Source organism: Enterococcus sp. DIV1316a (assembly GCF_050536915.1).
GTDB classification, from domain to species: domain Bacteria; phylum Bacillota; class Bacilli; order Lactobacillales; family Enterococcaceae; genus Enterococcus; species Enterococcus faecalis.
In genome coordinates this window covers 211,162-225,000 of record NZ_CP172913.1, presented here as the reverse complement: position 1 = coordinate 225,000, position 13,839 = coordinate 211,162, and the positions used below count along the sequence as shown (strand labels likewise).

The following is a 13,839-nucleotide window of genomic DNA, read 5'->3' as shown; positions in this document are numbered from 1 at the left end:
GACTACCATATCGGAGTCCTACAACCCCAACAAGCAAGCTTGTTGGTTTGGGCTCTTCCCGTTTCGCTCGCCGCTACTCAGGGAATCGAATTTTCTTTCTCTTCCTGCAGGTACTAAGATGTTTCAGTTCTCTGCGTCTACCTCTAATCAGCTATGTATTCACTGAAAAGTAATATCCTATAAAAGATATTGGGTTCCCCCATTCGGAAATCTCTGGATCATAGCTTACTTACAGCTCCCCAAAGCATATCGGTGTTAGTCCCGTCCTTCATCGGCTCCTAGTGCCAAGGCATCCACCGTGCGCCCTTATTCACTTAACCTTATCAACCTTACGGTTGGGTCTTGATCACTTCTTCTAGCGATAGAAGGTTAATCAATAAATAAGCAATTGAACTTATTAAAAAACTCATTCAACGCGGTGTTCTCGGTTTGTTTTGATTCTTTTTACTTCAATATCCAGTTTTCAATGAACGAATGTTTTGAGAGTAGACCTCTCAAAACTGAACAAAGTAAAGACGAAATGTGTATTTCCGTAATATTCCTTAGAAAGGAGGTGATCCAGCCGCACCTTCCGATACGGCTACCTTGTTACGACTTCACCCCAATCATCTATCCCACCTTAGGCGGCTGGCTCCAAAAAGGTTACCTCACCGACTTCGGGTGTTACAAACTCTCGTGGTGTGACGGGCGGTGTGTACAAGGCCCGGGAACGTATTCACCGCGGCGTGCTGATCCGCGATTACTAGCGATTCCGGCTTCATGCAGGCGAGTTGCAGCCTGCAATCCGAACTGAGAGAAGCTTTAAGAGATTTGCATGACCTCGCGGTCTAGCGACTCGTTGTACTTCCCATTGTAGCACGTGTGTAGCCCAGGTCATAAGGGGCATGATGATTTGACGTCATCCCCACCTTCCTCCGGTTTGTCACCGGCAGTCTCGCTAGAGTGCCCAACTAAATGATGGCAACTAACAATAAGGGTTGCGCTCGTTGCGGGACTTAACCCAACATCTCACGACACGAGCTGACGACAACCATGCACCACCTGTCACTTTGTCCCCGAAGGGAAAGCTCTATCTCTAGAGTGGTCAAAGGATGTCAAGACCTGGTAAGGTTCTTCGCGTTGCTTCGAATTAAACCACATGCTCCACCGCTTGTGCGGGCCCCCGTCAATTCCTTTGAGTTTCAACCTTGCGGTCGTACTCCCCAGGCGGAGTGCTTAATGCGTTTGCTGCAGCACTGAAGGGCGGAAACCCTCCAACACTTAGCACTCATCGTTTACGGCGTGGACTACCAGGGTATCTAATCCTGTTTGCTCCCCACGCTTTCGAGCCTCAGCGTCAGTTACAGACCAGAGAGCCGCCTTCGCCACTGGTGTTCCTCCATATATCTACGCATTTCACCGCTACACATGGAATTCCACTCTCCTCTTCTGCACTCAAGTCTCCCAGTTTCCAATGACCCTCCCCGGTTGAGCCGGGGGCTTTCACATCAGACTTAAGAAACCGCCTGCGCTCGCTTTACGCCCAATAAATCCGGACAACGCTTGCCACCTACGTATTACCGCGGCTGCTGGCACGTAGTTAGCCGTGGCTTTCTGGTTAGATACCGTCAGGGGACGTTCAGTTACTAACGTCCTTGTTCTTCTCTAACAACAGAGTTTTACGATCCGAAAACCTTCTTCACTCACGCGGCGTTGCTCGGTCAGACTTTCGTCCATTGCCGAAGATTCCCTACTGCTGCCTCCCGTAGGAGTCTGGGCCGTGTCTCAGTCCCAGTGTGGCCGATCACCCTCTCAGGTCGGCTATGCATCGTGGCCTTGGTGAGCCGTTACCTCACCAACTAGCTAATGCACCGCGGGTCCATCCATCAGCGACACCCGAAAGCGCCTTTCACTCTTATGCCATGCGGCATAAACTGTTATGCGGTATTAGCACCTGTTTCCAAGTGTTATCCCCCTCTGATGGGTAGGTTACCCACGTGTTACTCACCCGTCCGCCACTCCTCTTTCCAATTGAGTGCAAGCACTCGGGAGGAAAGAAGCGTTCGACTTGCATGTATTAGGCACGCCGCCAGCGTTCGTCCTGAGCCAGGATCAAACTCTCATAATAAAAGTTAGAACAATCTTACGATTGTTAAGCTCAATTTGTTTGCTAGCATATTGCTTGCTTGTTAAAAATGTTTGTTGTCTTGAATTGAATCAAGACGCCCTACACATTTGGTTCGTCTATTCTTTGTTCAGTTTTCAAAGGTCTACGTTACCTCGCAGCAACTTTTATATCATAACAAACTTTCGTTTGGATGTCAAGAACTTTTTTAAAAAAGTTTTTTTAAGTTGTTTTGCTCGGTTGTTGTTGTCTGTTGTGACAACTTCTATATCTTATCATCTCGCTTGTTATTTGTCAACAACTTTTTTGTTGTTTTTTCAAACTTTTTTCGAGAGATTTGAAATCAAGAATTGTTATTTAATTATTGATTTCTGAATCGCTCAGCTGTGTGACTCGCCTTGCGACATGTAATAATATACCAAGATTTCAAGCATTGGTCAATCATTATTTTCACTTTTTTTAAACTTTTTTTCAATACCGATTATTCTTTCTTATCCGATTAGATAAAGTTCGTTTTTTTATCAGATTACCCATTCTTTTTATTACCCATCTTCGATTTTTTTAGAAAAAAAGAATTGGTTTCAATTGTTTTTCTATTCTTTTTTTATTTAATTTTTTGCGAATACAAAAAAAAGATGCCCTTAAGGCATCTTTTTTTATCTCATTGTTGGGAATAGCAAGACATCACGAATTGATTGTGCATCAGTTAATAACATAACTAGTCGATCAATCCCAATACCTAATCCTCCGGTTGGTGGTAAGCCATATTCTAAGGCTTCGATGAAATCTTCATCTACTCCGTGTGCTTCATCATTTCCTTGTTCCCGTTCTTTTTCTTGTTCTTCAAAACGTTCACGTTGGTCAATTGGATCATTTAATTCTGTAAATGCATTAGCAAACTCTTTTCCGATAATAAACAGTTCAAAGCGGTCAGTGAAACGACCATCTTCTGGATTTTTCTTCGCTAATGGTGAAACAGCTACTGGGTGACCATAAATAAATGTTGGTTGTTGCAACGTATCTTCTACAAATGTTTCGAAAAATTCATTAATGATATGACCGACTGTCATGGCATCTGTAATTTCAACATTATGTTCTTTAGCCAACGCACGGGCTTCTTCTATCGTCATCTCTTGCCAAAAATCTACGCCCGTTTGTTCTTTGACCGCATCTACCATGTGTAGACGTTTGAAAGGACTTCCTAAGTCAACCGCTTGACCATCGTACGTGATATCAGTAGTTCCTAAGACTTTTTCCGCAGCATTACGAATAATTCCCTCTGTTAAATCCATCACATCTTGATAATCAGTATAAGCGGTATAAGCTTCTAGCATTGTAAATTCTGGGTTATGAGTGGTATCGATTCCTTCATTACGGAAGACACGACCAATTTCATATACTTTTTCCATGCCACCGACAATTAAACGTTTTAAATGTAACTCTAGGGCAATGCGTAAGTATAAGTCCATATCTAATGCATTATGGTGTGTGATAAATGGACGAGCAGCAGCTCCTCCTGCTTCGTTATGCAAGACAGGCGTTTCTACTTCGACATAGCCATTGCCATCTAGATAACGACGGATTTCGCTAATAATTTGACTGCGTTTCATGAAACGATCAAAGCTTTCTTTGTTACTGATTAAATCCAAATAGCGTTGACGATAACGTTGTTCCACATTCGTTAATCCATGGTATTTATCTGGCAATGGACGCAAAGCTTTAGTTAATAACGTAATTGTTTGAGCTTTAACAGTAACTTCCCCCGTATTGGTTTTCATTATTTGACCTGTCACACCAAAGAAGTCGCCTAAGTCAGCATGTTTAAATAGTTCATAGGCTTCGTCTCCAACTTGGTCCTTCCGAACATAAATTTGAATTTGGCCTTCACGGTCTTGCAAATGGGCGAAACCAGCTTTTCCTTTACCACGTTTTGTCATCATACGTCCAGCAACGCTGACTTCTGTATTCATTTCACTAAGTTCTTCTTTTGTATGATTATCATATTGTTCATGAAGTTCTGCTGAATTATGAGTGCGATCGAAACGTTTACCGAAAGGATCAATCCCTTCTTCACGTAAAGCTTCCATTTTTTCGCGGCGCACGAGCATTTGATCATTTAAATCCTCTAAATGCGCTTGTTGTTCTTCTGCCACTGTTGTTCCTCCATTCTTGATTTTAACCTATCCTAATAATGCCACAGTAATTCGAAAAAAAGCAAGCCGAATTTTACTTTCGGCTTGAATTTTTTATTCTTCTATAGTAGTTACAGCAACTTTGGAAATCTTCTCTACAAAGGCATCAAGTAAATCGACAACTGCTTGTTGTGTTTCAACTTGGTTAATCGCAACTTTCACTTTGGCTGCTCGCGAAATTCCTTTTAGATAGTAAGAAGCATGTTGGCGAAACTCACGGACCGCAATTTTTTCACCTTTTAAATCCACTAATCGTTGTAAATGAACTTTTGCAATGTTAATTTTTTCAGCTGGTGAAGGCTCAGGCATCAATTCGCCCGTTTCCAAGTATTCTTTCGTCCGTTGAATCATCCAAGGATTGCCCAAAGCAGCTCGACCAATCATCACACCATCCGCTCCAACATATTCTAACATGCGTTTAGCATCTTCAGGCGTTTTGACATCTCCATTTCCCATAAAAGGAATGGTTAAATGCTTTTTCACTTCCTTTAAAACGTCCCAGTTGGCTGTCCCTTCGTACATTTGGACACGTGTCCGACCATGCATAGCAATTGCCGAAGCGCCTGCTTGTTCGGCAGCCAAAGCGTTGTCTACAGCATATAGATGATCTTCATCCCAGCCTGTTCGCATTTTTACAGTGACAGGCAAAGAAACTGCCGAAGAGACTGCGTGAACCATCTCATGCACTTTATTCGGATCCAGCAACCATTTCGCACCAGCTTCAGCTTTAATTATTTTATTGACAGGGCAACCCATGTTAATATCAATAATCGCCGCTTGCGTATTTTCTTCCACAAACTTAGCAGCTTCCACTAATGTTTCTTTATCTCCACCAAAAATTTGTACACTTAAAGGATATTCTCGCTCATCAATATATAGCATTTCTAAGGTTTTTTTGTTTCTTAATTTAATTCCTTTGTCACTAATCATTTCACAAACGACTAATCCTGCGCCAAATTCTTTTACAGTCACACGAAAAGCGGCGTTACTAATACCCGCCATCGGAGCTACGACAACACGGTTGGGGATTTCAACGTCTCCAATTTTCCACATAGTCTTTCCTCCTACTTTTGTTTCGTATTGCGAATCGCTTCATCGCGAAGTTCAATTAATTCTTCTTCACTATAGTGATATTTATTGTTACAGAATTGACAAACTGCTTCTGCTCCATGATCTTCATCGATCATCGCATTTAATTCATCGATCCCAACAGCAATCAAAGCGGTCGCAAATTTTTCTTTGGAACAGTCACATTTAAATTGTACAGGCATTTTTTCTAAAATTTCTACTTCGTCTTCTCCCAACAAGCGATACAAGACTTGTTCAGGTGTTTCTCCATTTTCTAGTAATTGTGAAATTGGTGGCACTTCCGCTAGACGCTGTTCAATAAAATCAATGGTACTTTCATCGGCACCTGGCATTACTTGAATCATAAAACCACCGGCTGCTTTCACAGATTCATCCGTGTCCACCAATACACCTAAACCGATAGCTGAAGGAACTTGTTCAGAGACCGCCATAAAATATGTAAAGTCTTCACCGATTTCACCAGAAACAATAGGTGTTTGTCCAGAAAAGGTTTCTTTTAATCCTAAATCTTTAATGACTGTGAAAATCCCTTCGTTACCGACAGCGCCACGTACATCAATTTTACCTGTTGCATTCAACTTTAAGCTGACATGTGGATTTTTAATGTAGCCTTTTGTTTCTCCACGGCCATTACTATCGACAATAATAGCGCCAGCTGGGCCATTTCCTTGTACTTTTACAGTTAATTTATCGTCACCTTTTAAAGTCGCTCCTAGTAAAAGGGCTCCAATCAATGTGCGCCCTAACGCTGCGGTAGAAGAACTCCATGTATCATGTCTTCTTTGCGCTTCGCTAACAGTTTCAGTGGCACTGATGGCATATGCTCGAATTGAACCTTTATAACAAAGGGCTTTTACCAAATAATCTTCCATTCTTTTTCCTCTTCTCTTGGTGCTTTTTTGTCCATTAGTCAGATAATACTAGGAATCAGGTGTTTTTTCAACCAAATAATCTTCCTTCTATAGAATATCTTAATATTATAGAAGGTGCAGTATTCGTCAACTCGACAAATACTGCACCTTCTACTAATTGGTTATTTATAACGATCTTCGTAGTTATTGCGATCATATTCAGAATTGGAATCTGAATCTTTTTTCTCTTCAGATTGGACTTCTTTTTCTGTTTGTTCGCTTTCTACTTTGACTTCTTCTGCTTCATCATGTAATTCTTTTTTCGCTTCTTCAAAGTCTTGCTTTTCTTCAACTTGTTTTTGCGCTTCTTTTTCTTCTAAAGCACGTTTTGCTTCTTCGAATGTTTGCGCTTCTTTTTCACTAGGATAGTCGCTGTCAGTACCTTCAGGCATTTTACCTGTTTCAAATAATGATTTGATTGCTTTTGCATCTAATGTTTCATATTCTAATAGTTTTTCAGCGATTAGTTTATGTTGTTCACGGTGCGCTTCGATAATTTCATGCGCTTTCGTATGAGCATCCATTAAGATACGACGAACTTCCTGATCGATTTCAAACGCCACTTGTTCTGAGTAAGCTTTTGTTTGACCATAATCACGACCGACAAAGACTTGATGGTTTCCTTCATATTGAACAGGTCCTAATTTGTCGCTCATTCCATATTCAGTTACCATGCTACGGGCAATCCCTGTTGCTTGTTCAAAGTCATTTGAAGCCCCTGTTGATTGAACGCCAAAGATAATTTCTTCTGCTGTACGTCCACCAAGTAAGCCAACGATTTGTTCAAACATATCTTCTTTAGTCATTAAGAATTGATCTTCTTTTGGTAAAGCAATCATATAACCGCCTGCGCGACCACGAGGGATAATTGTTACTTTATGGACAACACGGGCACGGCTTAAGACTAAACCAACGATTGTGTGTCCCGCTTCATGGTAAGCCACCATTTCGCGTTCTTTTTTATTAATCACGCGATCTTTTTTAGCTGGACCAGCAATTACGCGGTCTTCGGCTTCATCCACATCAGAAGCATCAATTTTTTTCTTGTTACGACGAGCGGCAACTAAGGCTGCTTCGTTTAAGACATTTTCTAAATCAGCACCAGCAAAACCTGGTGTTTGTTGTGCAACAACTTTCAAATCAACGTCATCAGCTAACGGTTTGTTTTTCGCATGAACACGTAAAATCGCTTCACGACCTTTGACATCTGGACGTCCTACCAAGATTTGGCGGTCAAAACGACCTGGACGTAACAACGCTGGGTCTAACACGTCTGAACGGTTCGTTGCAGCAATTACGATAACTCCTTCATTGCCATCAAAACCATCCATCTCAACTAATAATTGGTTAAGGGTTTGTTCACGTTCGTCGTGTCCGCCACCCATACCAGCACCACGTTGACGACCAACTGCATCGATTTCATCGATAAAGATAATCGCAGGTGCGTTTTTCTTCGCTGTTTCAAATAAATCCCGGACACGGCTAGCACCGACCCCGACAAACATTTCAACGAAATCTGAACCTGAGATTGAGTAAAATGGCACACCTGCTTCACCTGCTACAGCTTTAGCAAGTAACGTTTTACCAGTCCCTGGAGGTCCCTCTAATAGTACGCCCGCAGGAATCCGTGCGCCTAATTCAGCGAAACGACGTGGATCTTTTAAGAATTCCACTACTTCAACTAATTCTTGTTTTTCTTCTTCCGCACCAGCTACATCTGAGAAGCGGACACGGTTAGCTTTTTTATCGGCTTCTTTGGCTTTTGATTTACCGAAGTTCATCACACGGCCACCGCCGCCACCGCCACCGCCTTGTTGGCTCATCATCATGTAGAAGAAGAAGAAAATAATCACTAATGGTAAGAAACTAAACAACAATGACAACCAAGCGCCACTTGTTGATTGTTCTTTGACAACTAGCTTCACCTTGTTATTTTGTGCCGCATCTTGAATGCCAGCTAAGGTTGTATCACTAGGTAAAACGGTTGTTGTGAAGCCTTTTGACGACGCTTGCGTTGAGCCCCACAATGACAGACCACCTGTGTCTTTCACTTCTTGTTTTTCTTTATACTGACCTTCAATCCGGTAAACCCCATTGGTTGGTTGAATGGTCATGTCTTTGACTTTTCCGTCTTCCAATTGTTGTTGGAAGGTTGAGTAATCGATGTCTGGCGATTGTTGGTTGTTATTTCCAAAAATGAAATAGACAACCATGACCATGGCAAGTACTACTAAGACGTAGTATAAACCATTTTTCATGCCATTATTCTTTTTGTTCATGCCTGTCCTCCTTATGCTCATCATTACAATTCATGTTATTCTTTTATCAATCCTGACCTTTACATTGTAACACAATTAATTCCTTGATAGATATTAATTTGATTCGTAAACTTCAGGTTTTAAAACGCCAATATAAGGCAAGTTGCGGTACGTTTCTGCATAGTCTAATCCGTAACCGACCACAAACTCATTGGGCACATCAAACCCTACGTAGTCAGCTTTAATGTCTACCACACGGCCTTCTGGTTTATCTAATAAGGTAACAATTTTCACAGATGCAGCTTTACGGTATCTAAACAAATCTACTAAATACGCTAATGTACGACCACTATCGATGATATCTTCTACGATTAAAATATGTCTACCTTCGACATTTGTGTCCAAGTCTTTGACAATTTTTACTTCGCCTGAAGAAACTGTCGCGTTGCCGTAGCTAGATACATCCATAAAGTCCAATTCTAAATAAGTATTGATTTCACGAGTCAAATCAGCCATAAATGGTACTGCACCTTTTAAAATACCGACCACTAAAGGATTTTTCCCTTGATATTCTTCTGTCAGTTGCTTGCCAAGCTCTGCAGACTTCGCAAGAATTTCTTCTTTGGAGATTAGGACTTTCTCAATATCTTTTTCTATCATAGTGCGCTCCTTTCAGCATTACTCCTTTGTCTTAAAAAGGAGTCTGTAGTGTATTTTATCAGTTTCTAAAGGAATACTCAAATAGGAATTTGCAAATTTTGGTACCCAAATGATTTCCTCTTGCTCATCCGTAATGACCCAAGCACTCTCTCTCGCTTCATTTGGCACTTTTTGATCAATAAAAACTCTGCTTAATTTTTTCGTAAACCCTGGTTTTAATGTAATCCGATCACCACTTTGGCGATGACGAACGGTCAAAGGTGTGGCTGTGGTCAACGGGATCGCTAACAACTGACCCGTCCACTGATTAATCTCTTCAGGAAGAGGAAACGGTTTGTCTGTCGCAATTAATCCTAGCCACTCGGTTTCCGATAAATAAATCCCCGCGCCAGGTACTAATAAATGTGTAACTTCTTCTCGCAGTGCAACCTGTTTTTGTTCTAAGCACAGCCAATCATAACTTTTAGCTAGTTGCCATTGCTGTTCTAACATAACCGAGCCTTGCGGTTGGCGTTCATCATTCAAAACTTTTAAAATTTGTGTCATCTGGCGTTGGTTTAACGAAACCCCTAACGGCACTAATGTTTTTTGGAAAAACGCGGTTAAAAAGAAGTGCTGGTACGCAGGCGTTTCTTTTAATAATCTCTTCAAAGGAATGCGCCATCCTTGTTTGGTCGGTTCTACGGCTTCAGATAATTGAGGCTCAATTTGTTCTTGAATAAATTCTTGGGCAAAACGTTGTTCATTACTAAAAGAAGCAATCTGATCTAAGAATTGCGGATTTTCCTGCTTTAATAGCGGCAAAACCTGATTACGGAGCCGATTTCTCAAATATTCATTGGTTTGGTTCGTTTCGTCCTCAAAATAAACGAATGCTTGGCGCTGTGCAAATTGATACAATTCTTCTTTTGGATAAATAAGTAACGGACGAATCAATTCCCCTGTCGCAAAAGGACGTCTCTCTTTAATGCCTGCGGAATGGGAAAAATTAGTTCCTCGAATCAGTTTCATTAAAATCGTCTCCGCTTGATCGTCTAGATGATGTGCCGTCATTAAGACCGCCGCACCTTCAATTTCCATGACTTCTTTAAAAAATTCATAACGAAATGTGCGCGCTTTTGCTTCTAAATTCCGTTGCTTTTCAGGGTCTTCCCAACGCGTTTCATAATACGTCAGCTCTCGCTGCTGACAATAGGTAGCGAGATATTGCGCTTCCTGTGCCGACGCTTCTCGCAATTGATGATTGACGTGTGCAATAACCAATTGTAATTGTTCTTTTTCTGCCACCTGTTCCATTAACGTCAAAAGGGCCATGGAGTCTACACCACCAGAAACGGCGACCACGATTGTTTGATGCGGTTGCCAAAATCCTTGTTCTTTTCCTCGTTTATAAAACTGCCAAAACATTGTTCGCCCTTCTTTCTTCCTTAGAATAAAAGAGGAACCGAGAAATAACCCATTCGTTATCCCCAGTCCCCCTATTTGTTTGTGCTTAGCCGCGACGTCCGCCACGTCCGCCACGTTTGCCTTCAGTATTACGTTTTAATGAAGATAAACGGTCATCACTATCTTTCAAGAAAGAGCTCATCAATGAGTCAAAATCTTGTTTATTGTTATTGTTATTTGCTTGTGGTTTATTGAAAGGCTTTTTGCCCCCTGCGCGTGGATTACGGTCACGATTCTCATAATTGTTTTCACGACGTTGAAATTCACGTTTTGGTTGTTGCCCTTCTGCTGGCTCTTGTGCTTTACGGATCGATAAGCCAATTTTGCCGTCGTCACCAACTGAGGTTACTTTCACTGTTACTTCGTCACCTACTGTTAATACATCATGAATATCTTTAACGAATCCATTAGACACTTCACTGATGTGTACTAACCCAGTTTTTCCTTCTCCTAAATCAATAAATGCACCAAAGTTAGTAATCCCTGACACTTTTCCTGGCAATTTAGCTCCTACTTCGATTGACATAAAAAAATTGTTCCTCCTATTTTTTCCCTAATTATAATTGCAGTTTATTCAGCTGAAGACTTAGTTGTTTCAGTTGAAGACTGTGATTGACTATTTTTTTCTGAACTGCTCTTGCTTTCTTCCGCTCCAGAAGTCTGTGTTTTTTTCATTTGTTCTGGTGTGGGATAAATCTGTTCGCCTTCTTTTGAGAGAAGGAAACGGCTACGTGCTAATTTTGCCACATAATCATCATCTTTTAACAAAGCAACGTCTTTTTTTAGATCCTTGACCTTCTTATCAACTGCTACGGATTCAGCAATTGCATCTGCTCGTTCTTGTTTGAAAGCACCTAAGCGATGATAATCTTTCATCAATTGGATGCCAGAAAAGGCAAAAATAATGAAGGCCACGAGAAAAATCGCTGCCAAGCGTCTGCGTCTAAAAATCAATTGTTTCTGTTGTTTTTGGAATTCGACATACTGTTCTTTCGTGTAGTCATTTTCCAATGCCGCAACTTTCTTCGAGTTTTTTTCATTCTTTCCCATCGTCTCGCTCCACTCGCTTTGGATTGTCCGTTTTATTATACCAACATCTAAGAACCTTGTCTAATGTTAATTTCAGAGAAGTTAAAGAAAATCAAGCTTTTTTCTAAAATATTCTTTGCTTTTGAAATAACAGCGGTTGATTTATTAATTTTTTTCAAAAGCGGCGCGTCTGTTTCATTAAAACGCTGAAAGGATGAAGCGCTTGGAATATTCATCTTTTCAATGAACTTGCCAAGCGCTCCATCCTCACCTGCTTATTCTTCAGAGACACGTGTTTCTGATTTTATTTCATACATTTTTGTGGCATCTTCTTTTTTCGTAGAGTCATTTAGTTGCAGGACTTCTACTTCTAAAATTCTGTTCCCAAATTGAATTTTGACAAGGTCACCAATCTTCACAGTACTAGAAGATTTGGCTAAGACTCCGTTGATTTGAATCCGACCTTTATCAGCGACTTCTTTGGCAACTGTTCTTCTTTTAATAATGCGAGAAACTTTTAAAAATTTATCTAACCGCATCACATTCACCTCTTTTATTTTTTTTGTCTCATCCGTAAAATTTTTGCGCCATACGGTAAACTTAACCATTCACGTATCGTAAATAATTCTAACTTAATGATGGTGCTAATAAAAACTGTACCACCCACTGCAACACCTACAACTGTAACGAAAAACGCTTGACTTCGGTGATGCACACCTTGGAACAAGATGGAGATAATTCCTTGATAGACCAGTAATGACAGCATCATGATTGCTAAACTAAGCAACAGTTTTTTCAAAAAGTTTCGTTCTCGAACAAAACAATTAATCGCTGCATCCGATTGTCGGACTAAAACGAATAACGTCGCTAGTAACCCAAGGATGGTAGACCAACTAGCACCTAATGTTCCCCAACGAATGGTGAAAAAGCCCGTTGTCAGTAATTTCACTAATAAGCCCACACCAGCTGCCACTAAAGGACCTTTAAAACGATTGCGACTTTGTTCAATACTTTGGTAGGCCTGAATAATGGCCATAAAAGCGATGGATAAAACATACACCCCTAAAACATCGTTGCCTTTATAATCTTTAAAAAGCGTAAAGTTCATGTACGGCAATAACATCATTAGACCAATCGAAGCCGCCGATGCCAAGGTTGTGGTAAGGCGCAAAAAGATTTTTGCAACTTGTAAAAATTGTTGACGGTCTTTTTTCATAAAATATTTTGTCAAACCTGGTAAAAAGGTCGAGCTTAAAGCTAAAGCAATTACCAATCCTAATTGAACTAGTGGTTGTCCTCTATCATAAACCCCTTTGTCCACTTTCGCAGCTAAATCAGAGAGCCCGAAAAGCATGAGGGCATTTTTTACTTTAAAGGAATCAATTAATTGAAATAGAATCAGAAAAGCACTATATAAAGAGACCAAACCACCCTCAATCATTAAACGTTTAAATAGTCCTGTGGTTTGAGGCATAATCTTCCATTGATGCAAGTATTCCGTACTTCCACTAAGAATTTTTCGATTGTAGTACCATAAGACAAGTACCGCTAAGATACCGCCAGCCAACGCACCACTCATGGCCACCGTCCCCGTTTGGTAAATGGAGCCACCAAAGTAATGATAGGACAACGCAGCTACTAGAATAACCCCGACACGCACAAACTGTTCCATCACCTGTGAAATACCACTAGGCACCATCAACAAATGACCTTGAAAATTCCCACGATAGAAAGAAAGAATTGGAACGAGTAAAAAGGTAAAGGAAACAACTTCCATTAATGGTTGGAGTGCAGCATCCCCCATACTAATAGCAATTTCTTGACTACCAAAGAAAAAGAAGGCCCAACAAGCAATCGCTAACCATAACACATAGGGATATAGTTGGCGCAACACTTGTTTTTGACTCCGAATATCTGGTTGTTCAGCAACAATTTTGGAAATAAATTGCGGTAAGCCTGACAATGCTAATGTCATCGCAATCCCATAGATTGGATAAACTTGCTGATACACGTAAAATCCTTCATCCCCTACAAAGTTCTGAAAAGGAACGCGATAAAACGCACTCAACACTTTTGCAATGAAGGAAGCAATGGTTAACACAACGGCACCTTGCATCATTCGTTGCATTTCTTTTTGTGCCATCTTCTAG

At 40.9% G+C, this 13,839-nt stretch carries 10 protein-coding genes and 2 rRNA genes (1 of these 12 only partly in view); all 12 read right to left on the bottom strand.

Features of this window, described 5'->3' with window-relative positions:
* Window positions 1–320 (bottom strand): 23S ribosomal RNA (locus IGL56_RS01090) (it extends 2,593 nt beyond the left edge of the window).
* Window positions 321–546: 226 nt separating this feature from the next.
* Window positions 547–2,107, bottom strand: a 16S ribosomal RNA gene (locus IGL56_RS01085).
* Together the 16S and 23S rRNA genes form the textbook arrangement of a ribosomal RNA operon.
* A 653-nt stretch (window positions 2,108–2,760) precedes the next feature.
* Window positions 2,761–4,257: a lysine--tRNA ligase gene (gene lysS / locus IGL56_RS01080; RefSeq protein WP_002356264.1), complete on the bottom strand. Its 1,497-nt coding sequence runs from the start codon at window positions 4,255–4,257 to the stop codon at window positions 2,761–2,763.
* Between the two features lie 93 nt (window positions 4,258–4,350).
* The gene (dusB, locus tag IGL56_RS01075) at window positions 4,351–5,349 is read right to left on the bottom strand and encodes a tRNA dihydrouridine synthase DusB (RefSeq protein WP_002356263.1); all 999 of its coding nucleotides are present in this window, start codon (window positions 5,347–5,349) and stop codon (window positions 4,351–4,353) included.
* A gap of 11 nt (window positions 5,350–5,360) precedes the next feature.
* The gene (gene hslO, locus IGL56_RS01070) at window positions 5,361–6,257 is read right to left on the bottom strand and encodes an Hsp33 family molecular chaperone HslO (RefSeq protein ID WP_002359370.1); all 897 of its coding nucleotides are present in this window, start codon (window positions 6,255–6,257) and stop codon (window positions 5,361–5,363) included.
* A 161-nt stretch (window positions 6,258–6,418) separates the two neighbouring features.
* Window positions 6,419–8,575 carry an ATP-dependent zinc metalloprotease FtsH gene (gene ftsH, locus IGL56_RS01065; protein WP_002364513.1) on the bottom strand — a complete coding sequence of 719 codons (2,157 nt, stop codon included), beginning with the start codon at window positions 8,573–8,575 and terminating at the stop codon, window positions 6,419–6,421.
* A 93-nt stretch (window positions 8,576–8,668) separates the two neighbouring features.
* Window positions 8,669–9,214 (bottom strand): hypoxanthine phosphoribosyltransferase, encoded by a 546-nt coding sequence (gene hpt / locus IGL56_RS01060; RefSeq protein ID WP_002356260.1) that lies wholly within the window; start codon window positions 9,212–9,214, stop codon window positions 8,669–8,671.
* An 18-nt stretch (window positions 9,215–9,232) separates the two neighbouring features.
* Window positions 9,233–10,621, bottom strand: a complete 1,389-nt coding sequence (gene tilS / locus IGL56_RS01055) for a tRNA lysidine(34) synthetase TilS (RefSeq protein WP_002356259.1) — start codon at window positions 10,619–10,621, stop codon at window positions 9,233–9,235.
* Window positions 10,622–10,706: 85 nt separating this feature from the next.
* On the bottom strand, window positions 10,707–11,186 hold the full coding sequence (locus IGL56_RS01050) for a S1 domain-containing RNA-binding protein (RefSeq protein WP_002356258.1): 480 nt from the start codon (window positions 11,184–11,186) through the stop codon (window positions 10,707–10,709).
* Between the two features lie 44 nt (window positions 11,187–11,230).
* Complete coding sequence (locus IGL56_RS01045; RefSeq protein WP_002356257.1) at window positions 11,231–11,710, bottom strand: FtsB family cell division protein; 480 nt, start codon at window positions 11,708–11,710, stop codon at window positions 11,231–11,233.
* 254 nt (window positions 11,711–11,964) lie between these two features.
* A complete protein-coding gene (locus IGL56_RS01040; RefSeq protein WP_002356255.1) occupies window positions 11,965–12,228 on the bottom strand; it encodes an RNA-binding S4 domain-containing protein in 264 nt (87 codons plus the stop codon).
* 14 nt (window positions 12,229–12,242) lie between these two features.
* Window positions 12,243–13,832, bottom strand: a complete 1,590-nt coding sequence (locus tag IGL56_RS01035; protein WP_002356254.1) for a putative polysaccharide biosynthesis protein — start codon at window positions 13,830–13,832, stop codon at window positions 12,243–12,245.
* Between the last annotated feature and the right edge of the window lie 7 nt (window positions 13,833–13,839).